Genomic DNA, 23,216 nt, shown 5'->3' with positions numbered 1-23,216 from the left:
TTCGCGCAGATGCTAGTCCGACCGTCCGGCAGCCTCGCCGGTTCCGTCCGGTTAGGACAGCGTCAGCCGGTGAAAGTGAGCGCGATCAGCACGACGTTGAGCAGGATGATCACCGCGGCGACGACGGCCCCGAGCACGGTGGTGGTCCGGCGGTTGACGTCCGCGCCCATCAGCCCGCGGTCGGCGGTGAGCCGGATCAGCGGCACGAGCGCGAAGGGAATGCCAAACGAGAGCACCACCTGCGAAACCACGAGCGCGGCACTCGGATCGGCGCCCAGCGCCAGCACGACGATCGCGGGCGCGAGAGTGATCAGCCGCCGCACTACGATCGGAATCCTCTTGCGCAGCAAGCCTTGCATGATCATCGCGCCCGCGTACGCCCCCACCGACGTCGACGCCAGCCCGGACGCGAGCAGCCCGATGGCGAACATCAGCGCGACACCGGGTCCGAGCGCGGCGGCGACCGCCCCGTGCGCGCCTTCGATGGTGTCGACGCCTTGCTGTCCTTGAAGATTCGTCGCGGCCACGAGCAGCATGCCGAGATTCACCGCGCCGGCGAGCAGCATCGCGAATCCGACGTCGTAGCGGGTCGCCCGCAGCAGGCGACGGCGGCCGCCGGGTTCCGGTCTGCCGTGCCGGTCGCGGACCAGTCCGGAGTGGAGATACACCGCGTGCGGCATCACCGTCGCGCCGAGCATCGCGGCCGCGATCAGCACGCTGTCGCCGCCGCTGAAACGCGGGATCAGGCCGTTCGCGATGTCCGCAGGCGACGGCGATTCGACGAACAGGCTCGCCAGGAACCCGACCGCGATCACCACCAGCAGACCGGTCACGACGCGTTCGAACGGACGCTGGCCGCCGCGGTCCTGCACCGCGAGCAGCACCAGCGACACGAACCCGGTGATCAGCCCGCCGGCGACCAGCGGAAGTCCGAAAAGGAGGTTGAGCGCGATCGCGCCGCCGACGACCTCGGCCAGGTCGGTGGCGATCGCGACGATCTCGGCCTGTGCCCAGTAGCCGAGCCTTCCCGCCGTCGAGAGCCGGTCGCGCAGCGCCTCGGGCAGCGACTGGCCGGTGACGAGACCGAGTTTCGCCGACAGGTACTGCACCAGCACGGCCATCAGGTTCGCCACGACGATGACCCACACCAGCAGGTAGCCGTAGCGCGCGCCGGCGCTGACGTTGGCCGCCACGTTCCCGGGGTCGACGTACGCGATCGCGGCGACGAACGCCGGCCCGAGCAGCGCCCAGCCCGCCCGCAGCCGGGCCACGCCGCGCGGACGTGCCGCTTCCGCCACCGCCATGTGCGCCCACTCTCCGTTGTCGGTCGCCCCAACTCAAAGTTTAGGCATGCCGAACTTTGCCGGGCAAGGGTGGGCTGCGCCACGCCCCTCGCCGGCTGCGGTCAGGCGGGCAGGAGCACTTCGTGGCCGGCTTCGCGGAACGCCGCCACCGCCCGGTCGAGGTCGTCGGAGCGCACCAGGATGTGGTCGGTGTCGAAGGTGGACAGCGAGAACAGCGCGACGCCCGCCGCCGCCAGCTCCGACGCGAGCGCGGAAATGATGCCGGTGAGGGTGAATTCCAGCGGCCCGCGCACGGTGAACAGCCGCCAGCCGTCCTCGACGGCGCCGCCCTCGGGTTCGCGGCCGGTCGGGCAGATCACCGACAGCTCGTCGGGCGTGCGGGTGACCGACACGAGCGCGGGCTCGCCGGGTTCCAGCAGCTCGGCGGGGACGGCGGCGTCGGCGGGCAGCCGCACGACCGAGTAGGGCCCGGGGCGGAGGTCGATCGTCAGGTGTTTCATCAGTGCGTTGTCAGCCTTCCAGCACTTTCGGGCTCGAGGCGATCTCGGTGCCGTCGGGCAAGGTCGAAATCGTGAAATCGGCGAACACGTTGGCCGCCGCCTTGTGCAGCTGCCGCAGGCATTCGATGGCCAGCGAACGGATCTCGACGTCCGCGTGCTCGGTGGCGCGCATCGCGATGAAATGCCGCCACGCGCGGTAGTTCCCGGTGACGACGATGCGGGTTTCGGTCGCGTTCGGCAACACGGCGCGGGCCGCCTGGCGCGCTTGCTTGCGGCGCAGGGTGGCGCTGGGCGTGTCGGCGAACTTCTCCTCCAGCCCGGCGAGCAGCTCGTCGTACGCGGCCGCGCTGGCCTGCGTGGCCTTGACGAACTTCTCGTGCAGCACCGGGTCCGCGGCGATGACGTCCGGCTCGACGAATTCGGCGTCGCGCTCGGGAACGTAGCGCCGCGAGAGCTGCGAGTAGGAGAAATGCCGGTGCCGGATCAGTTCGTGGGTGAGCGAGCGGGAGATCCCGGTGAAGTAGAAGGTGACCGACCCGTGTTCGAGCACGGCCAGGTGGCCGACGTCGATGACGTGCTCGAGGTAGCCGGCGTTGGTCGCGGTCGCCGGGTTCGGCTTCTCCCAGGACTGGTAGCAGGCGCGCCCGGCGAACTCGGCGAGCGCCTCGCCTCCGTCCGCGTCGGTGGACCAGGGCACGTCCTCGGGCGGGAAGAACTCGGTTTTCGCGATCAGCTGCACCTTGGGCGGCACCGGTCTCGCTCCCCTCATGTCGGCTTCGCCAGCCTAACCCGGCGGCACGGGTGACATCACCGCGCCTTGACGTGACGTCACTCGTGACGTCATAGTGGTGTCATGGACTTGACGCCGTATATCGCGAACCTTCGCGAGGACCTCGCGAACACGGCCTCCGCCGGGGACGAGCAGACCCGGCGGGCGGCCGCACTGCTGTCGTCTGCTCTGGAACCGGCGGTGCGGCTGACGCTGATGAACGCGCTGGCCGACCTGGCGGCCGAGGTGACCGCCGCCCTGCCCGGCCAGGTCGTGGACGTCCGGCTCGACGGCAGGGACGTCCGCGTGGTCGTCACCGGCGGCGAGGACCGTGCTGCTTCCGAGCCTCCCCCGCCGCCGCCCCCGCCGCCGGTGGACGGCGGCGACATCTCGCGGATCACCCTGCGGCTGGTCGAGCAGATCAAGGGACAGGCCGAACAGGCGGCGGCCGCGCAGGGGGTTTCGCTGAACACGTTCGTGGCGCAGGCCGTGCAGGGGGCGCTCGGCCACGCGCAGCAGCACCAGCAACGGCACCAGCGCTGGCACGACGCCGGCAGCGGCGGGGGCCGCACGGAGACCAAGCTGCACGGCTGGGTCGAAGGCTAGAAGGGGGCACCACCATGGGCGAGAACCGGGAAGACCAGGGGAAGAACACCGAGGGCCGGGTTGGGGAACCTGGCTTCGGAAACGCGGCGGGGTCCGACGCCGGGACGGATGCGGGGGCTGCGGGCGGGGTTTCTGCCGGGGCTTCTGCCGGAGCGGGCGCAGCGGGCAGCGGGACCTCCGCCGATGCGGGTGCTGGTTCCGATGCGGGGTCTGCGGCGAGGGGAACCGCTGCTGGGGCCGCATCCGGCGCGGACGCTGCAGCGAGCGGAAACCCCGCGGAGTCGGTGTCCGGCGCGGACGCTCCGGCGAGCAGAACCGCCGCTGGGGCCGCATCCGGCGCCGACGCCGCGGCGAGCGGAAACCCCGCGGAGTCCGCGTCCGGCGCGGATGCTCCGGCGAGCGGAACCGCTGCGGGAGCCGGACACGACGGAGGGCATGCGGGGACCTCGGCCGGGGCCGCCGAAGCAGGCGGGCCGGGCGCCGAAGCTGCCGGATCCGCGGCGGGCGGAGCTGGGTCGGCCAGTGCTGAGTCCACTTCGGACAGTTCGGCGGCTCGCTCCGGCGCTTCGGCGGGCGGGTCGGAGTCCGGGGAGCCGGGTCCGTACGTGCGGCTGCAGGACTTCGAGGCGGACGGTCCGGTCGAACTGGATCTGGGCGTCACGATCGGGCGGGTCGAGGTCGTGCTCGGGCGGGAGTCCGGGGTGACCGTGCGGCTGCAGCACGACGCGGGCGAGCAGCCGTCGTGGGTGAACGGGGTCAGCAGTCTGCTGTCGTGGGTCGGGGAGAAGTTCGGGGACCAGTTCGGCGGCCTGCCGGAGTTTTCGGTCGCCGACGCGGTGCGGCAGGCGCGGATCGAGAAGACCGGCAACCGGGTCGTCGTGCGGGCGGCCAAGGCGTGGCAGCTGCGGAACGTCCCGGTGGCGGTGACGGTCCACGCGCCCGCCGGGTCGCACCTCGAGGTGCGCGCGGGTTCGGCGGACGTCACGGTGACCGGCGCCGCGGGCCGCGCGGACATCCTCACCGGGTCCGGCGAGGTGTCGCTGGAACGCGCGGACGGCGCCGCCACCATCCGCACCGGCACCGGAGCCGTGAAACTCGGCCCGACCCTGGCCGGACTCCAGCTGCGAAGCGGAAGCGGTTCGGTCGAGGCGGCGTCGATCGCCGGACCGGCGACGCTCGGCACCGGAACCGGAAACGTCTGGCTGGGCGCGGTCGAGGGCGACGTGATGGCCCGCACCGGCAGCGGCGACCTGTCGGTGGCCGACGCGGCGTCCGGCTCGCTCGAGCTGATCACCGGCTCGGGAGAGGTGCGAGTCGGCATCCGGAGCGGAGTCCGGGCGGAAGTGGAACTGGCCTCGGCGGCCGGGCGGGTGTCGAGCGAACTGGACGTCTCGGACACGCCGCCGGAGGGGGCGGTCGCGCTGAAAGTCCGCGCCCGCACCGGAACCGGCAACGCGGTGGTGACCCGCGCGGCGGGCTGAGGCCGGGAACATCCCGTCTGCTGCGGGCGCGCCGAGCAGACGGATGCAAGGGGGAGGCGGCGGGCCGCACCGGAGGAATCCGCGCGGCCCGCCGCTTCGTGCGGTATGGGCTTTCCGTCGCGCCACGGCATTCCTGCTGGCGGACGGTCGAGTGCGGGATTCCGCCGCGGATTCACGGCGCGTGACTCGGGAAGTCCTTGTGCGGCAAGGGAAGCTGCGGAGATGGGATTTCCCGCGCGCGATGCCGTAGTGGCCGCAGAGGTTTCCGCGCGCACCAACCGGAGTTGCAGCTAGGGCTTCCCTACGCGGCAAGCCCCGCCGCCAGAAGGACTTACCGCGCCAACCCGGCCACCGCAAGGACTTCCCTGCGGCAACACCTGCCACCGCCAAGACTCCCCTGCGGCAACACCTGCCACCGCCAGGGCTCCCCTGCGGCAACATCTGCCTCCGCCAGGGCTTCCCTGCACACGGCACCTCGGCGGCGAGACCGTCCTTGCCGCCACAGGGACTTCCCGGCGCACCACGCCCAGCCACCGCGAGAAATCCCCTCCGCCCCAAGACTTCGCCGCGCGCCAACGCGGCCACCACAGGATCTTTCCCGCGCCAACCCGGCCACCGCAGCAATTTCCCGCGCCAACCTCACCCGCCGCGAGGACTCCCCTGCGCACCACATCCCAACCACGGCGAGAACTTCCCTGCCGCTCCGAGCATCAGCCCAGCCACCGCGAAAAACCTCAGCCGCCGCCAGGATTTCCACGCGCTGACTCCACAGCCTTCGCCGCAGGGAATTCCACACGGGCGTCGTGAATCCGCCGCCAGTGCCCACCAAGCCTCAGCCGAGCCACCGTCACCCCGGTCAGCGCGAGGGCGGTTCCGGCCGGACCCGGCACCAGCATCACTTCACCGCCCTCCGCAAGGCCCGCGCCAGATCACCCCGCTCCCCCACCACCACGCCGTCCAGGCCCTGCCACTCCGCCATCGTCCGCAGCTCCCCGGCCAGTTCCGCCGCCACCCGGGACTGGTCGGCCCCGGGTTCGGCGAACGCGCCCTGCACCCGCAGCACCCCGGCCGCCCGGTCGGATTTCAGGTCCACTCTCGCCGACAGCGCTCCGTCCAGCAGGAACGGGAACACGTAATACCCGTGCACCCGCTTGGGTTCCGGCACGTAGATCTCGATCCGGTACCGGAATCCGAACAGCCGCTCGGTCCGCGCGCGTTCCCAGATCAGCGGGTCGAACGGGCACAGCAAAGCCCGTCCGGACACCGACCGCGGCGTGCGTGCTTCGGCGTGCCGGTACGCGACCGCGCGCCAGTCGGCCACCTGGACCGGCTCCAGCACGCCTTCCTCGACCAGCTCGCGAACGGCTTGCCGGGAGACGTCCGGGCCCAGGCGGTAGTAGTCGCGCAGGTCGGTTTCCGTCGCCACGCCCAGTGCCCGCGCCGAGCGGTCGATCAGGCCGCGGGCGCCTTCCTCCGCGGAAACCTTGCGGGACAAGATCTCCGGCGGCACCACGCGCTCGGTCAAGTCGTACAGCCGCTCGAAGGACCGCCGGGTGCCGGTGCTCAGCTGGCCGACTCCGAACAGGTACTCGCAGGCCTTCTTCACCACCGACCGCTCCCACCACGCGCCCGGCCCGCGCCCGGCCCCCTCGGTCTCCAGTTCCTTTTCGATCGCCCCGGCTCCGATCGGACCGTGCTCCTTGACGACGGCCAGCACGTCGTCGAGCAGGCCCGGCATCGTGTCGACCACCCGGGTGTAGTTCCGCCACCAGCCGTCCCGTTTGGCTCCCGACCGCAGCAGCGGCCAGTCTTCGATCGGCAGCAGGCTCGCCTCGTGCGCCCACGACTCGACCAGCAGCCGCGGCCTTCGCGGGCGGTGGCTCCACGCGGCGTCGTCGACCAGCGCCGGGTCGTAGGGGCCCAGGCGCGAGAACAGCGGCATGTAGTGCGCGCGCACGGCGACGTTGACCGAGTCCAGCTGCAGCAACTGGACCCGCGACAGCACCTTGGCGAGGTGCCGCCGGGTCGGGGCGGAGGCGGGCCGGGGATCGGCGAACCCCTGCGCGGCCAGAGCGGTGCGGCGGGCGGCGGAAAGGCTGATCGTCTGCATGATGCCGCCATGGTGCCAGCCACCCCCGACAGTTTCGGTACATTGCCCGCGTGAGTGCCGCCGAAGTCCGTCCCGCGAACCCGTCCGACGCCGCGGAGATCGCCCGCATCCAGCGGCTGACCTGGCGGGCCGCCTACGCCGGCCTCCTGGGCGGCGAAGCCATCGACGAACTCGACAAGGCCGACCTCGAGGGCACCTGGACCGAGACCATCGAGTACCCCGATTCGCGCGTCTACCTGGCCACCGAAGGGTCGTTCACGGTCGGCTACTGCGTCGCGGGCCCGGCCCCGCGCGACGAAGCCGCCGCGGCCGACGGGTCGGCCCCGGAAGACGCTCCCGGATTGATCGCGTCGCTGGTGGTCGAACCGCGCTGGGGACGTCGCGGGCACGGCGGGCGGCTGCTCGCGACCGCCGCCGCCGGCCTCCGCGCGGACGGCCTGAGCCGCGGCATCACCTGGGTCGCCCAGTCCGACCACGCGACGCTCGGCTTCTACCGCCGCGCCGGCTGGTCCCCCGACGGCACCGTGCGCACCCTCGACACCGGCCGCGGCACGCTGCGCGAAGTCCGGATCACCGGCACGCTGGAGCTGGAACTCACGCAGTGACCCGCTCTTCGCGCTTCGCGAAGACCACCCAGCGCATCACCGAATACATGAACACGCCCTCGCACGCCCCGGCGATCAGCCGCGACAGGTGGTACTCCACGCCCAGCGCGGCCAATCCCGCGCCCAGCCCGAGCAAAAACGCTGCGTAGTTCACCGCGATCGCCACCGCGTACAGCACCGCCTGACGGCCCACCGGCGCGTGCGAACGGAAGTTGAGCGCGCGGTTCAGCACGAAACTCAGCCCGAACGCGACCACGTACGCGACGCTGATCGACAACCACACCGGCCACCCGAGCCCGCCGTGGAACAACGTCAGCAGCAGCAGGTCGACGCCGAACGTGAAACCGTTGAGCACCGCGAAACCGAGGAAACTCGGCGCGACGATCCGGGACAGCCCGAACGGCAGCACGCGCACGACGGCGGCGCACAGCCCGGCGAAACGGTCGGCGATCGGCACCTCAGGCACCTGCCCGATCCTGGCAGCGGAAGGTGTCCGGAACCGGTCGGCCAGGTGATCTTCTGGGGCTGGCTCCCGGGGAAAGAGTGGGGTTAACCCCCGTGATCTTTCCGTGATGGCTGCTAGCTTGGAGTGAGCGGGGACACGGACGGGGGTGACGCGGATGGGATGGGTGCTCCTGACCCTCGGCGTCGCCTTCGGCTCGGCGCTCGTGCCGCTGGTCAACGCCGAACTCTTCGTCATCGGCCTGTGCGCGAGCCAGCACAGCGTGCACTGGCTGTGGCTCGGCGGCGCGGTCGCGGTCGGCCAGATCGCCGGGAAACTGCTGTACTACCTGGCCGCGCGCGGCTCGATCCGGCTGCCGAAATTCCTGCACGACCGGCTGCACCGCGAACGCCCGCTGACGCCGCGGCGGGTCCGCTGGCAGCTGCGCACCAAGGCGATCCGCGGCAAAATCGAGGCGCTGCGCGAACGCTGCCAGCGCCATCCGCACTGGATGACCGGCACCTACGGGGTCAGCTCGCTCGTCGGGCTGCCGCCGTTCATGGCCACGAGCGTGCTGGCCGGGATGGTCCGGATGCGGCTGTCGACGTTCCTCGCCGCGGGCTTGGCCGGGCGGTGGGTGCGGTTCAGCCTGCTGGCCGCTTCGCCCGCGATGTTCGCCGGATGGCTGCAGTAATTCCCTGCCATGATTACGGGATGCGCGAACTGGTCTACCTGTCCGAGCGCAAACTCCGGCAGTTCGATCTCCAGCGCCGGCGATGGCCGGGCCGGGGCCGCGTCGAGGGCGAGGTCAAGATCCCCGGCGTGGGCGGGCTGAAGGTCGGCCCCGGGCCGGGAGAACCGCCCGCCGCGGACCTGGACGCGGTCCTCGCCGCGCTGGACTCCTCGGACCGGGCGGCCAAGTGGTTCGCCGACGACGGCGCGCGTCCGGGCGACTGGGTGCAGTTCGAAGCGCCGATGAGCTACACGTGCGCGTGGTTCGCCGCCGTGTTCGTCGACCTGGACCAGGCTACCGACAGCTATCCGACCGGCGGCGCGATCCGGCTGCTGCTGCACGGTTCCGAGCAGCACCTGGCGGGAGCCCAGTCCGGCCGCGGCAATTACGACGCCGCCGCCGGGTACCTGCCGGAGCCCACCGGTTCCGATCTCTTGCGGGTCGTCACCCTGCTCAAGCGTCTCCCGGACGACACCGGGCAGTCGCTGTTCACGGAGGCCGGCGACGACCCGCTGTCCGAGAAGTTCGGCCGGGTCGTCGACGCGCTCTCCGAACGGCTGGCCGTGCGCCACACCGGGGCGTGGATGGGCGGCTACGCCCGGGTCACCGGGGTCCTCGGGCACACCGCGGAACGCCGGATCGTGACCGCCACCCCGCTGTACGTCGAGTACCTCTCCGAACCCGGCTGACCGCTACTTGCCTTCCGCGGCTTCCAGTTCGATCGCCTTGCGCATCGTCGCCCGGGCCCGCCGCCGGTCCCCCGCGATGTCGTACGCGTACGCCAGCCGGTACCAGGCCCGCCAATCCTCTTGGCTCGCCTCGACTTCCGCGCGCCGCTGGTCGAACCACGCGTCCGCGGCGTCGCGGTCCACCCGGCCGGACGGGCGGCGCGGCAGGTCCGACACGTCCGGCAGGCCGCCCTCGGCGTCCAGCCGCCGCGACAGCCGCTGGATCTGCATCCCGGACCGCCACGTCACCACGACGATCCACACGCCCAGCAGCGGCAGCAGGAACACCCCGACGCCGAGCGCGATCCCGGCCGGCGTCCCGGTGCCGAGCAAAGCCACGGCCCGGTCCGCCAGCAGGACCAGGTACACCACGAGCGCCGCCGTCATCAGCAGCGCGAAATTGCGGGCTTTCACAGGTCGAGCACGTTCTCCAGGCCGACCGTCAGGCCGGGACGCGACACCACCGAGCGCACGCCGAGCAGCACGCCCGGCATGAACGACGTCCGGTCCAGCGAATCGTGCCGGATGGTCAGGGTTTCCCCCTCGCCGCCGAACAGGATCTCCTCGTGCGCCACCAGACCCGGGAGGCGGACGGAGTGCACGTGGACGTCCTCGACCGAAGCGCCGCGGGCACCGTCCACTTCGGACGTCGTGGCGTCCGGGCCGGGCGCGACCCCGGCCTCGGCCCGGGCGGCGGCGATCATCCGCGCGGTGTGCGCGGCGGTGCCGGACGGGGCGTCGGCCTTGCGGTTGTGGTGCAGTTCGATGATCTCGGCCGAGGCGTAGAACTTCGCCGCCTGCGCCGCGAAGCGCATCGCCAGCACCGCGCCGAGCGCGAAGTTCGGCGCGATCAGCACGCCCACCGACGGCTTGTCCGCCAGCAGCCCGCGCACTTCGGCCAGCCGCTCCTCGCTGAACCCGGTGGTGCCGACGACCGCGTGCAGGTCGTGCGCGATCAGCCAGCGCAGGTTGTCCATCACCGCGTCCGGATGCGTGAAGTCCACGACCACCTGGGCCTTCTCCAGCGCGGCGAAATCGTCGCCGGCGTCCAGAGCGGCCACCAGTTCCTGGTCCGCGGCGCCCTCCACGGCTTTCACCACGGTGGCACCCATGCGGCCGCGCGCTCCCAGCACGCCGACGCGGATCGGGGACTCGGTCATGACGCGATCACCTCGTGCAGATCGTCGGGCAGGTCGTCGGCGTGAGCGTACGGCCCCACCACCGCCGCGGACGACACCCCGCCGGGGCGCCGCAGCAGAGTGCGAGCGAGCGCACACACGTCTTCGGTGGTGACCGCGTCGATCCGCGCGATCGTGTCGTCCACGCCCAGGTACCGGGCGTAGTTCAGCTCGTTCTTGCCGATCCGGGACATCCGCGACGACGTGTCCTCCAGGCCCAGCACGAGCCCGCCGCGCAGCTGCCCCTTGGCGCGCGCGACCTCGGCGTCGGACAGCCCGTCCGCGGCGACCGAGTCGAGCACCTCGCGGATCACGCCGGCGACCTGGCCCAGCCGCTCCGGCTGGCAGCCCGCGTAGACCGACATGTGCCCGAGGTCGGCGTAGCTCGCCACCGACGAATACACCTGGTACGCCAGCCCGCGGCGTTCGCGGATCTCCTGGAACAGCCGCGAACTCATGCCGCCGCCGAGCGCCGCGTTGAGCACCGACAGCGTGAACCGGCGCTCGTCGTGCCGCGGCAGCGCGCGGAAGCCGAGCATCACGTGCGCCTGCTCGGTGTCGTCCGGGTGCAGCGCCAGCTTCGGCACCGTCTTCAGCCGCGCCCGGCCGGACCGCGGCGCGACCGGCGTCGCGGCGCCGCCGAGCCGGTCCTTCAGCGCGCGCTTGACCAGCCGCAGCACCTGGCCGTGCTCGACGTTCCCGGCGACCGCGAGCACCATCCGCGGCAGGGTGTAGCGACGGCGGTAGAAGCCGCGCAGCGCGACCGGCGACATCTCGGTGATGGACTTTTCCGTGCCCAGCACCGGACGGCCCAGCGGATGGTCGCCGAGGATCGCGCTGACGAACTCCTCGTGCAGCAAGTCTTCCGGATCGTCGTCGCGCATCGCGATTTCTTCGAGGACGACGCTGCGTTCCATGTCCATGTCGCGGTCGGTGCACTGCGCTTCGAAGACGACGTCGGTGACGAGGTCGAGCGCGAGCGGCAGGTCCGCGTCGAGGACTTGGGCGTAGTAGCAGGTGTGCTCTTTCGCGGTGAAGGCGTTGAATTCGCCGCCGACCGCGTCGATTTCCTCGGCGATCTGGGTGGCGTCGCGGTGGGTGGTTCCCTTGAACAGCAAGTGTTCCAGGTAGTGCGCGGCACCGGCGACCGGAGCCGGTTCGTCGCGGGAACCTACGCCGACCCAGAGGCCGACTGTCGCCGACCGGGAAGCCGGGACGTGCTCGGTGATCACCCGCAGGCCGCCGGGAAGAACGCTCCGCTTGACGACCGCACCGTCCGAAGTGGACTCGAGCGTACGGGTGGTGCCGACGGGCTGCTCGTGCCCGGAAACCTGCCGTGCCAATGCAATCCTTTGCTCACATGCGGTGAAGGCCCCCTCCCCGGCCGGAGAGGGGGCCTTCACGGACCAAGCTGTGCGGGACGAGCCTTACTTGGCTTCGGTCTTCTCCGCCTCGGCGTCGCCTTCGGCCGGCTTCGCCGCGTCGTCTTCCTTGACCACGATCAGGCTGATCTTGCCGCGGTTGTCGATGTCGGCGATCTCGACGCGGATCTTGTCGCCGACGTTCACCACGTCCTCGACCTTCGCGATCCGCTTGCCGTTGCCCAGCTTCGAGATGTGCACGAGGCCGTCCTTGCCCGGCAGCAGCGAGACGAACGCGCCGAACGCGGCCGTCTTCACCACGGTGCCCAGGAAGCGCTCGCCGACCTTCGGCAGCTGCGGGTTGGCGATGGCGTTGATCTTGCCGATCGCCGCCTCCGCCGACGGGCCGTCGGCCGCGCCCACGTAGATCGTGCCGTCGTCCTCGATCGAGATGTCGGCGCCGGTCTCCTCGGTGATCGAGTTGATCATCTTGCCCTTCGGCCCGATGACCTCGCCGATCTTGTCGACCGGGATCTTCACCGACGTGACGCGCGGGGCGTACGGGCTCATCTCGTCCGGGCCGTCGATCGCCTCGGCGATGACGTCCAGGATGGTGAGGCGAGCGTCCTTCGCCTGCTTCAGCGCGGCCGCGAGCACCTCGGACGGGATGCCGTCCAGCTTGGTGTCCAGCTGCAGCGCGGTGATGATGTCCTTCGTGCCGGCGACCTTGAAGTCCATGTCGCCCAGCGCGTCCTCGGCGCCGAGGATGTCGGTGAGGGCGACGTAGCGGGTCTCGCCGTCGACCTCGTCGGACACCAGGCCCATCGCGATGCCCGCGACCGGGGCCTTCAGCGGCACGCCGGCGTTGAGCAGGCCCATGGTGGACGCGCAGACCGAGCCCATCGAGGTCGAGCCGTTGGAGCCCAGCGCCTCGGAGACCTGGCGGATCGCGTACGGGAACTCGTCCCGCTTCGGCAGGACCGGGACCAGGGCGCGCTCGGCGAGCATGCCGTGGCCGATCTCGCGCCGCTTCGGCGACCCGACGCGGCCGGTCTCGCCGGTGGAGAACGGCGGGAAGTTGTAGTGGTGCAGGTAGCGCTTCGTCGTCTCCGGCGACAGCGAATCGATCTGCTGCTCCATCCGGAGCATGTTCAGCGTGGTGATGCCCAGGATCTGGGTCTCGCCGCGCTCGAACAGCGCCGAGCCGTGCGCCCGCGGGACCACGGCGACCTCGGCCGAGAGCTGGCGGATGTCGGTCAGGCCGCGGCCGTCCATCCGGATCTTCTCGGTGAGGACGCGGTTGCGCATGATCTTCTTGGTCAGCGCCTTGAACGCGCCGCCGACCTCCTTGTCGCGGCCCTCGAAGGCTTCGCCCTCGCCGAGGCCGAGCTTCTCCAGGACGGCGGCCTTGACCTCGTCGGTCGCGGCGTCGCGCTCCTGCTTGCCGGGGATCTGCAGCGCCTTGGCCAGCTCGTCGGACGCGATCGCGGCGACGGCCTCGTAGATGTCCGGCTGGTAGGCCGGGTACACCGGGAACTCGCCGGTCGGCTTCGCGGCGTCGGCGGCCAGGCGCTGCTGCGCCTCGCACAGCACGCGGATGAACGGCTTCGCGGCCTCCAGGCCCTCGGCCACCGCGGCCTCGTCGGGAGCCTTGCCGCCGGCGGCGATCAGGTCGAGCGTGTGCTCGGTGCCCTCGGCCTCGACCATCATGATGGCGACGTCGTCCCCGACGATGCGGCCGGCGACCACCATGTTGAAGGTGGCCTTCTCGAGCTGCGGCCAGGTCGGGAACGCGACCCACTGGTCCTCGATCAGCGCGACGCGCACGCCGCCGACCGGGCCGGAGAACGGCAGGCCGGCGATCTGGGTCGAGGCCGACGCGGCGTTGATCGCCAGCACGTCGTACGGGTCGTCCGGGTTGAGGCTCTGGACGGTGATGACGACCTGGATCTCGTTGCGGAGGCCGTCGGCGAAGGACGGGCGCAGCGGGCGGTCGATCAGCCGGGCGGTGAGGATCGCGTCGGTCGACGGGCGGCCTTCGCGGCGGAAGAACGCGCCCGGGATGCGGCCGGCGGCGTACATCCGCTCCTCGACGTCCACGGTCAGCGGGAAGAAGTCGAAGTGCTCCTTCGGGTGCTTCGACGCCGTGGTCGCCGACAGCAGCATGGTCTCTTCGTCCAGGTACGCGACGACGGCGCCGGCGGCCTGCTTGGCGAGCCGGCCGGTCTCGAACCGGACGGTGCGGGTGCCGAACCGGCCGTTGTCCAGAACGGCTTCGGTCTCGAACACGGTGACTCCGGTGGAGTCGGTCATATGGTCAATCTCCTCTTTGGTTCCTTCGTACGGCGAGAGTCTCCCACTGTGGGACCCGGTTCGCCCGAGAACGCTCGAGGAGGTGTGAGGCCGGTCTTCGATCGAAGCCCCCGGGTCCGTTGCCCGGGAACCACTACCGAGGACCGGCGGGATCGTTCCTCCAGCGCGCTCGCGCCGTGTGGGGGTGTGCTTGCGGCGAGGGGGAGCGGCTCCGGCCGCTCCCCCTCGTCAGCAGGCTATCGACGCAGGCCGAGACGCTTGATCAGGTCGCGGTACCGCGCCACGTCCACCTTTTCCGTGTAGTTCAGCAGCCGGCGGCGACGGCCGACCAGCAGCAGGAGACCGCGACGGGAGTGGTGGTCGTGCTTGTGGGTCTTCAGGTGTTCGGTGAGGCCGATGATCCGCTTGGTCAGCAGCGCGACCTGGGCCTCGGGGGATCCGGTGTCCGAGTCGTGCAGCCCGTACTCGGCGAGGATCGTCTTCTTCTCTTCGGTGGACAGCGCCACTGGTGGTGCTCCTTGTGCATCTCGTGCCGTGAGGCCCGCACCGCGCCGCGCGGCCGGGTGAGACGGTCTCGGCCGCCACGGACTGCAGCCGGACCCGATTGCCGAGGTTACCAGCCGGTTGAACTGCGGCTTCCGGCGCGTGCGGCTAGCTGGGCAGCACGGCCTCGCCCGCGCGGCGCAGCCGCCAGGTGCGCAGCGTGCGGTACGGGCTTCCGCCGCCCATCAGCTCGACGCGGTCCGCCGTCCAGACCCGGCTGCGGAAACCGGCCAGCTGCTCCGTCCACGCCGTCGGCGGCTGCGTGCGGGAGCACCGCGCCAGCGTCAGGTGCGGCCGGTAGGGACGGCCCTCGCCGGGGCCCAGGGTCGCGGCCGCGGCGAGATCGGCCAGGTCCTCCCCTGTCACTCCCAACCACAGCACGCCCGGAAATGTTCCCGAACCGGCGAGCCGGACGTCAACGGATTTACGGCCGGCCAGCGCCCGGTCGAGGAAGGCACCGCAGCCGGCGGGGTCCGCCTCGCCGTAAAAGGCCAGCGTGATGTGCCAGCCGGCCGGGTCGGACCAGCGCAGCAGCCGGTCCTTGGCGCCGAGCGCGGCGGCGATCTCGGCCGCGACGTCGGCGGGCGGGCGCAGCGCGGAGAACAGCCGCATCCGCTATTGGCCCGCTCCCGCGCGGCGGAGCAGGTCGGCGATCGCCGGGAAGTCCTCGTCGAGCAGCTTGGCCGCCTCGGCGAGGTTCTCGTCCTCGGCGACGTCGCGGATGCCCGCGAGCACGATCTTCTCGTCCGAGCTGACCGGGATGTTGTCGCGGCCGACGGTGGGCCGCGAATCGCGCACGTCCTCGAGCGCGGCCTGCATCGCGTCGCGGTCGCCCGCGGCGACCTCGGGCACCAGGATCTTGCGCTCGAGCATGATCATCCGGGCCAGCACGACCGGATTGCCGATCTTCGCCCGCCGCCCGCTCATCACCTGGCTCAGCATCGGCGCGCTGATCCCCAGCACCTCGGCCAGGAACGCCTGCGACACGTCGAAGGCCACGACCAGCCTGCGCACCCGATCGCCGAGCGGCTCCCCGTACCACTCCCGCTGCAGCGCGATGTTCCGCTGGACGATCTTGTGGTCCTCCACCTGGCTCCGCTCCCCTAGCGCTGTCGTCCCGCGGCCCGGTGCTGCCCGGCCCTGTCCGTCCCTCCGGCCCGGCGCCGCCGGCCCATCTTGCCACCCCGGACGCCCCCGCCGGGCCGGAACGCCCGATTCGCCCCGGGTCCGGCCCGCCCCGGGCCGGGTCCGCTCGGCCGTCTTCAGCCGAGCGCTTCCCTGGTCCGGGCCACGTCCTCGTCGATCTTCTTCACCAGATCGGCCGACGCCCCGAACCTCGCCTGGTCCCGCAACCGGGTGACGAAGTCCAGCGCGACGTGCTGGCCGTAGAAGTCCTCGTCGACGTCCAGCACGAACGCCTCGACGGTGCGCTCGCGGCCGGAGAACGTCGGGTTCGTGCCCACCGAAACCGCCGCGCGCAGCCGCCGGCCCGGGTCGGACAGCCGGCTGAACCACGCCGTGTAGACGCCGTCGGCGGGCACGGCGGCGAACCGCGCGGTGGACAGGTTGGCCGTCGGGTAGCCCAGGTCGTGGCCCCGGCCGTCGCCGCGCACGACGATGCCCTCCAGCCGGTGCGGGCGGCCGAGCGCGTCGGCCGCGGCCACCACGTCGCCGGCGTCGATGCAGGAGCGCACGTAGGTCGAGGAGAAGGTGATGTCGTTGGCGCCGCGGTCGTCGTCCAGCGAACGGCCCTGCAGCTCCGCGCCGTAGGCGACGAACCCGAAGCGGCGGCCGAGTTCGCGCAGCAGCGCGACGTTGCCCGCGGCCTTGGCCCCGAAGGTGAAGTTGTCGCCGACCAGCACCGCGGCCGCGTGCAGCCGGTCGACCAGCACCTCGTGCACGAACTCGTGCGGGCTGAGCCGGGACAGCTCCAGGGTGAAGGGCAGCACGCAGAACACGTCCACGCCGAGTCCTTCGACCAGTTCGGCCTTGCGCCGCAAGGTGGTCAGCTGCGCGGGATGGCTGCCCGGGCGCAGCACCTCGGACGGATGCGGGTCGAAGGTGAGCACCACGCTGGGCACGCCGCGTTCGGCGGCCGTCGCGACGGTGCGCTTGATCAGTTCCTGGTGCCCGCGGTGCACGCCGTCGAACACGCCGATGGTGACCACGCACCGTCCCCAGCCGCCCGGGAGGTCCCCGAGCCCACGCCACCGCTGCACTGTCTGTCAACTCTCCCCGAGCAAGGTGCCTTTGGCCTCCCACCCTATGCGGGCAGGAGTACCACCACCGAACGGGTCACTCCCTCGGCGTCGGAGGCCAGCGCGAGCACGTGGCCGTCCGGCGCGAACAGGCCGTACGTGCCGGTGATTCCCGCCGCCGGGATGCGCCTGCCGTACTGGACGGCCTTGGCGGTGGCGGCGTCGAGGTCCCGGCGCGGGAACGCGGCGGCGACGGCGGCGTCGAGGTCCAGCGACAGTTCGGGGTTTTCTTCGAGCTGGTCGAGCGTGCGCGCGCGGGCGAGCGTGAACGGCCCGACGGTGGTGCGGCGCAAGGCTTTCAGGTGCCCGCCGACGCCGAGCCCGGCGCCGAGATCGCGGGCGAGCGCGCGGACGTAGGTGCCGGACGAGCATTCGACGATCGCGTCGAGTTCGATCCGGTCCTCCTCGCGGCGGAGACCGAGAACGTCGAACCGGTGCACGGTCACCGGCCGCGGCGGGAGGACGACGTCTTCCCCCGCGCGCACCCGGGCGTAGGCGCGCTTGCCGTCGATCTTGACGGCGGAGACGGCGCTGGGCACCTGCTGGATGTCGCCGGTCAGCCGCGCGATGCCGTCGGCGATCCGCTCGTCGGCGACCGCGGCGAGGGTTTCCGGCGCGGCGTCGTCGCCGAGCGGCTCGCCTTCGGCGTCGTCGGTGGTGGTGGCCCGGCCGAGCGACAGCGTGGCGAGGTAGGTCTTGCGGTCGAGGGCGAGGTGGCCGAGGAGTTTCGTGGCGCGCTCGATGCCGAGCACGAGCACGCCGGTCGCCATCGGGTCGAGCGTGCCGGCGTGGCCGACCTTGCGGGTGCCCATGATCCGCCGCGCCCGCGCGACCACGTCGTGCGACGTCATTCCCGCCGGTTTGTCGACGATGAGCAGTCCGGGAGGAGGGGCGGGACGGGACGGTTTTTTCGGGCGAGACACGGCGGAAACCCTACCTAGGCGGGGTTTCGGGGGCGACGGCCGGTTCGGGCAGGTGCGCCGGGGCTGGGGCGGGGTGGATGCGGCGGGTGTATTGGACAGCCGCCCGGCTCGGGCGGGCTGGGCGGCCGATCGGATCGGGCGGACGGCTTGGGCAATCGCACGGCCGAACGCTCCCGGATGCGATCTGGCAACCCCTCCGGGCCAGTGGCCTGTCGGCTCGGCCGGATGGCTCGGGCAACCGCACGGCCGAACACTCCCGGAAGCGTTCTGAGCAACCGTCCGGACAGGGCCCGCCCGGCTCGGGCGAACGGCTCGGGCAGCCGCACCGCCAGACGCCCCGGAACCAGGTGGATCCCCAGCAGGTGCTCGCCGTCGGCGAGCACCCGGCGCACGGGATCACGCGGCGGCTCTCGGCCAGCGCGCCGAACTCGGCGCGGACGGGCTGGCCGGGCCCGGCCGGGGACGTGGCTGCCGGGCTGGCCAATCCGGGCCGTCCGGGCCAGTGCCCTCGGCGCTTAGGCGGCGGCCACGACGTCTTCCGGGGCGCGGTCCCAGCGGTGCCGCCGGATCCGGACCGGGACCTCTTCCCCGCGCGCCTCCGCGGCGAAAACCTGGGCGCGGGCCCGTCGCCACCACACCAGCATCCGCGACGCGCCCAGTGCCAGCACGGCCACGATGACCAGCAAGGAGATCCGGAAGTTGCCGCCGGTCGCCTCGAGGAGGATGCCGATCAGCAGGGCGGTCACGGTGGTCGCGAGGAAGCCGCCGACGTTCACCACTCCGGTCGCGGTGCCGACGCGGGACAGCGGGTTGTAGTCGCGGGCGACGGCGAAGCCGATCATCGACGCCGGGCCGCCCAGGGTGAGGAACGCGAACGCCGGGATCAGGACGCCCACCGGGACGTGGCCGTTCCAGCCGAGCAGCACCGCCCACACCAGCGTCGCTCCGGCGAGGTAGCCGACGACCAGCGGCACCCGCAGCGCCGGCGCCCGGCCGATCACCGCGCCCAGCAGCGGGCCGCCCGCCATCGAGCCGAACACGAACACCGTCAGCAGCGCGCTGGCGGTCGCCGCGGGCAGGCCCTCGCCCTGCACCAGGAAAGGCATGCCCCACAACAGGGTCAGCACGTTCGGCGCGAACATCGTCGAGAAGTGCACCCAGAAACCCAGCCGGGTGCCGGGGGTGCGCCAGGCGAGTTTGACCTGGCGGCCGAGTTCCGCCGGGCGCACGGGTTCGCGTTTGCGTTCCGGCGCTCCGTCGGGAGTGTCGCGGACGCGCAGCGCGACCGGCACCGAGTACAGCACCGTCACCGCGCCGACGGCGAGGAAGGTGACCGTCCATCCTGGACCGTCGAGGAGCAGGGTGAGCGGGACGGTCGCGATAAGGTTGCCGATGTAGCCGACGCAGGAGGTGAAAGACGCGAGCAGCGCGTACCGGTGCGCGGGGAAGTGCGCGGCGACGAGCCGCAGGACGCTGACGAAAGTGAGCGCGTCGCCGAGACCGAGGACGCCGCGGGCCACGAGGCCTAGCGCGTAGGTGTCGGCGAGTCCGAGCAGCAGCTGCCCGGAGCCGAGGATCAGGACGGCGGCGGTGAGCACGCGGCGCGGGCCGTAGCGGTCGACGAGCACGCCGGTCGGGATCTGCATGGCCGCGTAGACGCCGACCTGCAGCACGGTGAAGATGCCGAGCGCGGCGGATCCGACGCCGAAGCGTTCGGCCGCCTTCAGCCCGGCGACGCCGAACGAGGTGCGGTGGAAAACAGCGAGCAGGTACACCGTGACCGCGGTGAGCCAGATGAGCCAGGACCGGACAGGGGCGCGGCCGGCGGGCGTCAAGAGTTCCTCCAGAGTGCGGGCGAGCGTCGGGACAGCGGAGGACGACGACGCTGCCGCCTCGATAGTTGTATCGCCTCAGCAACCTCGATACATAGCCGTAACCGGGGTGTGTTTCACCACAAATCGACTTCGCCGCGGATCCCGACGACCGTTTCGCCGCCGACCCACACGTCGTCGCCGTCCCGCTCGACGTGCACCCGCCCGCGCCTGCCGAGCCGCGTGCCCTGCGCCGCGACGTACGACTCGGGCGCGATGCCCTCGCCGATCAGCCACTGGCCGAGCGCCGCGTTGAGGCTGCCGGTGACCGGGTCCTCGACGACGTCGCTGAACGCGCGGACCTCGAACGCCGTGTCCGATCCGGGCGGCTGCGCACCGGCGACGCCCACCTTGTACGAGCCGAGCACGCCGAAGTCCGGCTCGACCGCGAGGACGGTCGCCGCGTCGCGCAGCAGCAGCGCGACCCAGCCGGGGCCGTTGTCCGCCCAGCGCGCGTCGAGGACGTCGGCGTCGCCGAGGCGCAGACCGCGTTTCACCGCGGCGAGATCCGCGTCGTCCACCGGACCGCCGCGGCGCAGCGGAGGCGCGGCGAACGCCAGCCGGTGGCCGTCGCGGCGCACCCGGACCAGCCCGGCCTCGCATTCCTGCACGAGGTGCCCGGCTTTCGGTTCTCCCCCGGCGGCCAGCCACGCCCGCGCCGACCCGAGCGTCGGATGCCCGGCGAACGGCAGCTCGCCGTGCGGGGTGAAGATCCGCACGCGGTAGTCGGCGGCCGGGTCGGACGGCTCGAGCAGGAACGTGGTCTCGCTGAGGTTGGTCCAGCTCGCGAACGCGGCCATCCGCTCGTCGGACAGCCCGTCCGCGCCGTGCACGACCGCGAGCGGGTTGCCTCGGGCGAGTTCGTCGGCGAAGACGTCGACCTGGGTGAACTTCGGCATGCGCCCACCCAAGCATCCGCCGGGCGACGACGGCGAGCGGGTTTCTCGGTTACGCCATCACGCCTCCCGCACCGCGCCGACCACGGCCCACCGCCCGGACCGCCACCGCGCCACCACCGCCGCCAGCCGGAACACCATGAACAGCGACAATCCGCTCCAGATCCCGCTCAGCCCCCAGCCCAGCGCCAGCGACAGCCAGATCAGCGGCAGGAAGCCGAGCCCGGCGCTGACGAGCGTCGCGGTGCGCAGGAAGGCGGCGTCGCCCGCGCCGAGCAGCACGCCGTCGAGCGCGAACACCACGCCCGCGATCGGTTGCAGCGCCACGAAGAACCACCAGGCGTGCGGGATTTCGCCGAGCACTCCCGGATCGGACGTGAACGCGTGCGGCAGGACGCTCCACAACGCCGCGAACAGCACGCACAGGAAGCAGCCGAGGATCAGGCCGTATCCGGTGATCTGCGTGGCCACCCCGCGCGCCTGCCGCGCCGCTCCCGCGCCGAGCGCCGCGCCGACGAGCGATTGCGCGGCGATCGCGACCGAATCGAGCACCAGGGACAGGAACGTCCACAGCTGCAGGACCACCTGGTGCGCCCCGACCGCCTCGGTCGAGGTGCGCGCGGCCACCGCGGCGGCGGACACGAAGCAGGCCTGGAACGCGAAACTGCGCAGCACCAGGTCCCGGCCGAGACCCAGTTGCGCCCGCATCACCCGGAAATCCGGCCGCAGCGGCACCTTTTCCCGCACCAGCGCGGCGACGAACATCGACGCCGACACGACCTGCGCGACGACGTTCGCGATCGCCGACCCCTCCAGCCCGAGACCGGCCGCGTACACCAGCACCGGGCACAGGACGGCGGAGATTCCGTTGCCCGCCAGCACATAACGCAGCGGGCGGGTGGCGTCCTGCACGCCGCGCATCCAGCCGTTGCCCGCCATCGTGACGAGGATCAGCGGCGCGCCGAACAACGCGATCCGCAGCCACGACACCGCCGCCGCGGCGATCTCGTCGCTGCCCGAAAGCGCGCGGGCGATCGGCCCGGCCAGCAGTTGCCCCGCGACGAGCAGCACCAGCCCGACCAGCACGCCGAGCCAGGTGGCCTGCACGCCCTCGCGGACCGCGTCGGAGCGCCTGCCCGCGCCGTGCAGCCGCGCGGTGCGCGAAGTGGTGCCGTAGGACAGGAAGGTGAGCTGCGTGGAGACCTGCGACAACACGACGCCGCCCAGTGCGAGGCCGGCGAGCGGCAGCGCCCCGAGATGGCCGACGACGGCGGTGTCGACCAGCACGTAGAGCGGTTCGGCGGCGAGCACGCCGAGCGCGGGCACGGCGAGGCCGAACACTCGGCGGGGCGGGATGCGGTCACCGCTGACGGCGGTGGTCGTGGCGTTTTCGGACACGGGACGAGAGTAGCCACCGGGACCGACAATTCCGGCGGGCCGGAGGTCGAGGACGACCGGACTCCGGCGGACCGGGCGCGGAATTCGCTTGCCGCGCAAGGGAATCCGGCCTGAGATCGAGTCGCTCTCCGGCCCGGAGGACGCGGCGGCGAAGATCAGGCCCGGTCCGTTCCCGCAGGGGCGAAGTACCGTTCGGCCGCTTCCAAGCGCGGTACCGAGATCCCCAGCCGCCGCGCTTCGGCCAGGACGTCCCGGCAGACCTCGCGCGGTTCCTCGGCGTCGGGGTCGGAGTGCGCCGCGAAGTTCACGCGCACGGGCTCGAAATGGGCGGTCAGCCAGGCGAGCACGGGAGCCGTCAGCCAGGCGGGCGCCCGGAAGAGCAGCACGCCGCCCCGCTGCCGCCGCAGGTCGAGACCGCGGGCTTGAAGGAGCGGCAAAAGCTCGCGACCGGCCAGCAATCCCTCGCGCAGGTCGCGAGCCGCACCGGCCAGTTCGGACAGGGAGCCCCGCCGCAGCCCCTGCGAGAACAGGCCGGCGTCCGAGACGAAATGGACCCACAGCCAGCCGCGGAAATCGGGGCGCTCCTTGACCCGGAGCCCGGCTTCGCGAAACGCCTGGCGCACAGCACGCTCGCGGTCGGTCGGCGGCTGGCCCAGAGTGCCGAAGACGACCGACGGCAGCAGCGCCCCGCGGAGCACGCCGTCCGCACCGAAACCGCCACCCGCCTGGGGAAAGCCCCAGGCGATCCGGTCGGGCGGAAGGTCGCCGATCGCGTCGAGCGGCTCGGCCCAGACGTTGCCGAAGACCAGCACCGTCGCCTGGCCGAGCCGCGGGGCCAGGAAGGCCGTCGCCTCCGGAAGGCGGTGGTGCGGCACGCTGAGCACGATCAGGTCGAAGTCGTGGTCCGGCTTCAGCGTTTCGCGGTAGCGCACCGGCCACTTCTCGACGACGCGCTGCCCCCGCACCCGGTGCCGCGTGTCGAACAGGTCGAGGTCCACCGCGTCCCCGTAAGCGGCCGCGCGGCCCGGCCGGACGTAGAACTCGACTTCATGGCCCGCCCGCTGCAGGACCCAGCCGTAGATCGTGGCGATGACGCCGCGGCCGAACATCAGGATCTTCACGCTGCACCTCGTGGGGTACGCTGAAACTGGAGACAATCTCCACTTTCAACATATGGAGATCATCTCCAGTTGTCAA

At 71.9% G+C, this 23,216-nt stretch carries 23 protein-coding genes; 5 read left to right on the top strand and 18 right to left on the bottom strand.

Annotated features, from left to right (window positions below; all coding sequences use genetic code 11):
• Positions 1–62: 62 nt before the first annotated feature.
• The 3 genes from F9C11_RS22770 to thyX form a co-directional block, all read right to left on the bottom strand.
• A complete protein-coding gene (locus F9C11_RS22770; protein ID WP_409179379.1) occupies positions 63–1,304 on the bottom strand; it encodes an Nramp family divalent metal transporter in 1,242 nt (413 codons plus the stop codon).
• A gap of 101 nt (positions 1,305–1,405) precedes the next feature.
• Complete coding sequence (locus F9C11_RS22765) at positions 1,406–1,804, bottom strand: ACT domain-containing protein (protein WP_409179378.1); 399 nt, start codon at positions 1,802–1,804, stop codon at positions 1,406–1,408.
• 10 nt (positions 1,805–1,814) lie between these two features.
• On the bottom strand, positions 1,815–2,573 hold the full coding sequence (gene thyX / locus F9C11_RS22760; RefSeq protein ID WP_409179377.1) for an FAD-dependent thymidylate synthase: 759 nt from the start codon (positions 2,571–2,573) through the stop codon (positions 1,815–1,817).
• A gap of 84 nt (positions 2,574–2,657) precedes the next feature.
• On the opposite strand from thyX, the gene F9C11_RS22755 reads away from it, so the two are divergent.
• Both F9C11_RS22755 and F9C11_RS22750 read left to right on the top strand, forming a co-directional pair.
• Entirely contained in the window at positions 2,658–3,179 is a 522-nt protein-coding gene (locus tag F9C11_RS22755; RefSeq protein WP_409179376.1) for a toxin-antitoxin system HicB family antitoxin, read from the top strand.
• 605 nt (positions 3,180–3,784) lie between these two features.
• Positions 3,785–4,660: a DUF4097 family beta strand repeat-containing protein gene (locus tag F9C11_RS22750; RefSeq protein WP_409179375.1), complete on the top strand. Its 876-nt coding sequence runs from the start codon at positions 3,785–3,787 to the stop codon at positions 4,658–4,660.
• A gap of 895 nt (positions 4,661–5,555) precedes the next feature.
• On the opposite strand, the gene F9C11_RS22745 is transcribed toward F9C11_RS22750, so the two are convergent.
• Entirely contained in the window at positions 5,556–6,770 is a 1,215-nt protein-coding gene (locus tag F9C11_RS22745) for a winged helix-turn-helix domain-containing protein (RefSeq protein ID WP_409179374.1), read from the bottom strand.
• A gap of 50 nt (positions 6,771–6,820) precedes the next feature.
• Between F9C11_RS22745 and F9C11_RS22740 the strand changes: the two genes are divergently transcribed.
• Positions 6,821–7,375: a GNAT family N-acetyltransferase gene (locus tag F9C11_RS22740; RefSeq protein WP_409179373.1), complete on the top strand. Its 555-nt coding sequence runs from the start codon at positions 6,821–6,823 to the stop codon at positions 7,373–7,375.
• Here F9C11_RS22740 and F9C11_RS22735 read toward each other — a convergent pair.
• Positions 7,365–7,841, bottom strand: a complete 477-nt coding sequence (locus F9C11_RS22735; protein ID WP_409179372.1) for a GtrA family protein — start codon at positions 7,839–7,841, stop codon at positions 7,365–7,367. The genes F9C11_RS22740 and F9C11_RS22735 overlap by 11 nt on opposite strands.
• A 154-nt stretch (positions 7,842–7,995) precedes the next feature.
• Here F9C11_RS22735 and F9C11_RS22730 point away from each other — a divergent pair, with 154 nt between their 5' ends.
• The gene (locus F9C11_RS22730; protein ID WP_409179371.1) at positions 7,996–8,511 is read left to right on the top strand and encodes a hypothetical protein; all 516 of its coding nucleotides are present in this window, start codon (positions 7,996–7,998) and stop codon (positions 8,509–8,511) included.
• 20 nt (positions 8,512–8,531) lie between these two features.
• Positions 8,532–9,239, top strand: a complete 708-nt coding sequence (locus tag F9C11_RS22725; RefSeq protein ID WP_409179370.1) for an SAVMC3_10250 family protein — start codon at positions 8,532–8,534, stop codon at positions 9,237–9,239.
• 3 nt (positions 9,240–9,242) lie between these two features.
• On the opposite strand, the gene F9C11_RS22720 is transcribed toward F9C11_RS22725, so the two are convergent.
• From F9C11_RS22720 to F9C11_RS22660, 13 genes are all read right to left on the bottom strand, one after another.
• Positions 9,243–9,692 carry a hypothetical protein gene (locus F9C11_RS22720; RefSeq protein WP_409179369.1) on the bottom strand — a complete coding sequence of 150 codons (450 nt, stop codon included), beginning with the start codon at positions 9,690–9,692 and terminating at the stop codon, positions 9,243–9,245.
• Positions 9,689–10,438, bottom strand: coding sequence for a 4-hydroxy-tetrahydrodipicolinate reductase (gene dapB, locus F9C11_RS22715; protein ID WP_409179368.1), 750 nt, complete (start codon positions 10,436–10,438; stop codon positions 9,689–9,691). The genes F9C11_RS22720 and dapB overlap by 4 nt, the downstream gene beginning before the upstream one ends.
• The gene (locus F9C11_RS22710; protein WP_409179367.1) at positions 10,435–11,799 is read right to left on the bottom strand and encodes a M16 family metallopeptidase; all 1,365 of its coding nucleotides are present in this window, start codon (positions 11,797–11,799) and stop codon (positions 10,435–10,437) included. Before F9C11_RS22710 ends, dapB begins: the two co-directional genes overlap by 4 nt.
• 84 nt (positions 11,800–11,883) lie before the next feature.
• The gene (locus F9C11_RS22705) at positions 11,884–14,130 is read right to left on the bottom strand and encodes a polyribonucleotide nucleotidyltransferase (protein WP_409179366.1); all 2,247 of its coding nucleotides are present in this window, start codon (positions 14,128–14,130) and stop codon (positions 11,884–11,886) included.
• A 236-nt stretch (positions 14,131–14,366) separates the two neighbouring features.
• Positions 14,367–14,636 (bottom strand): 30S ribosomal protein S15, encoded by a 270-nt coding sequence (gene rpsO / locus F9C11_RS22700; RefSeq protein WP_009080476.1) that lies wholly within the window; start codon positions 14,634–14,636, stop codon positions 14,367–14,369.
• Positions 14,637–14,781: 145 nt separating this feature from the next.
• The gene (gene thpR / locus F9C11_RS22695) at positions 14,782–15,285 is read right to left on the bottom strand and encodes an RNA 2',3'-cyclic phosphodiesterase (RefSeq protein ID WP_409179365.1); all 504 of its coding nucleotides are present in this window, start codon (positions 15,283–15,285) and stop codon (positions 14,782–14,784) included.
• A 3-nt stretch (positions 15,286–15,288) separates the two neighbouring features.
• The gene (locus tag F9C11_RS22690; RefSeq protein WP_037714715.1) at positions 15,289–15,762 is read right to left on the bottom strand and encodes a helix-turn-helix transcriptional regulator; all 474 of its coding nucleotides are present in this window, start codon (positions 15,760–15,762) and stop codon (positions 15,289–15,291) included.
• Positions 15,763–15,935: 173 nt separating this feature from the next.
• Positions 15,936–16,892 carry a bifunctional riboflavin kinase/FAD synthetase gene (locus F9C11_RS22685; protein WP_409179364.1) on the bottom strand — a complete coding sequence of 319 codons (957 nt, stop codon included), beginning with the start codon at positions 16,890–16,892 and terminating at the stop codon, positions 15,936–15,938.
• Between the two features lie 44 nt (positions 16,893–16,936).
• Positions 16,937–17,854, bottom strand: a complete 918-nt coding sequence (gene truB, locus F9C11_RS22680; protein WP_409179363.1) for a tRNA pseudouridine(55) synthase TruB — start codon at positions 17,852–17,854, stop codon at positions 16,937–16,939.
• Between the two features lie 515 nt (positions 17,855–18,369).
• A complete protein-coding gene (locus F9C11_RS22675; RefSeq protein ID WP_409179362.1) occupies positions 18,370–19,689 on the bottom strand; it encodes an MFS transporter in 1,320 nt (439 codons plus the stop codon).
• Between the two features lie 113 nt (positions 19,690–19,802).
• Positions 19,803–20,624 (bottom strand): PhzF family phenazine biosynthesis protein, encoded by an 822-nt coding sequence (locus F9C11_RS22670; protein ID WP_409179361.1) that lies wholly within the window; start codon positions 20,622–20,624, stop codon positions 19,803–19,805.
• A 57-nt stretch (positions 20,625–20,681) separates the two neighbouring features.
• Entirely contained in the window at positions 20,682–22,019 is a 1,338-nt protein-coding gene (locus tag F9C11_RS22665) for an MATE family efflux transporter (protein WP_409179360.1), read from the bottom strand.
• 155 nt (positions 22,020–22,174) lie between these two features.
• Positions 22,175–23,140 (bottom strand): ketopantoate reductase family protein, encoded by a 966-nt coding sequence (locus F9C11_RS22660; RefSeq protein ID WP_409179359.1) that lies wholly within the window; start codon positions 23,138–23,140, stop codon positions 22,175–22,177.
• Between the last annotated feature and the right edge of the window lie 76 nt (positions 23,141–23,216).

This window comes from Amycolatopsis sp. VS8301801F10 (assembly GCF_046195355.1).
In the GTDB taxonomy this organism is placed as follows: Bacteria; Actinomycetota; Actinomycetes; order Mycobacteriales; family Pseudonocardiaceae; genus Amycolatopsis.
Note: the sequence above shows the minus strand (reverse complement) of the source record. Positions and strands in the feature narration are given on the sequence as shown.

What these genes read in the sequence shown, in the direction of transcription:
- F9C11_RS22770 (WP_409179379.1), bottom strand. Translation starts at nt 1,304, where the DNA reads ATGGCGGTGGCGGAAGCGGCACGTCCGCGCGGCGTGGCCCGGCTGCGG.
- F9C11_RS22765 (WP_409179378.1), bottom strand. Translation starts at nt 1,804, where the DNA reads ATGAAACACCTGACGATCGACCTCCGCCCCGGGCCCTACTCGGTCGTG.
- thyX (WP_409179377.1), bottom strand. Translation starts at nt 2,573, where the DNA reads ATGAGGGGAGCGAGACCGGTGCCGCCCAAGGTGCAGCTGATCGCGAAA.
- F9C11_RS22755 (WP_409179376.1), top strand. Translation starts at nt 2,658, where the DNA reads ATGGACTTGACGCCGTATATCGCGAACCTTCGCGAGGACCTCGCGAAC.
- F9C11_RS22745 (WP_409179374.1), bottom strand. Translation starts at nt 6,770, where the DNA reads ATGCAGACGATCAGCCTTTCCGCCGCCCGCCGCACCGCTCTGGCCGCG.
- F9C11_RS22730 (WP_409179371.1), top strand. Translation starts at nt 7,996, where the DNA reads ATGGGATGGGTGCTCCTGACCCTCGGCGTCGCCTTCGGCTCGGCGCTC.
- F9C11_RS22725 (WP_409179370.1), top strand. Translation starts at nt 8,532, where the DNA reads ATGCGCGAACTGGTCTACCTGTCCGAGCGCAAACTCCGGCAGTTCGAT.
- dapB (WP_409179368.1), bottom strand. Translation starts at nt 10,438, where the DNA reads ATGACCGAGTCCCCGATCCGCGTCGGCGTGCTGGGAGCGCGCGGCCGC.
- F9C11_RS22705 (WP_409179366.1), bottom strand. Translation starts at nt 14,130, where the DNA reads ATGACCGACTCCACCGGAGTCACCGTGTTCGAGACCGAAGCCGTTCTG.
- thpR (WP_409179365.1), bottom strand. Translation starts at nt 15,285, where the DNA reads ATGCGGCTGTTCTCCGCGCTGCGCCCGCCCGCCGACGTCGCGGCCGAG.
- F9C11_RS22670 (WP_409179361.1), bottom strand. Translation starts at nt 20,624, where the DNA reads ATGCCGAAGTTCACCCAGGTCGACGTCTTCGCCGACGAACTCGCCCGA.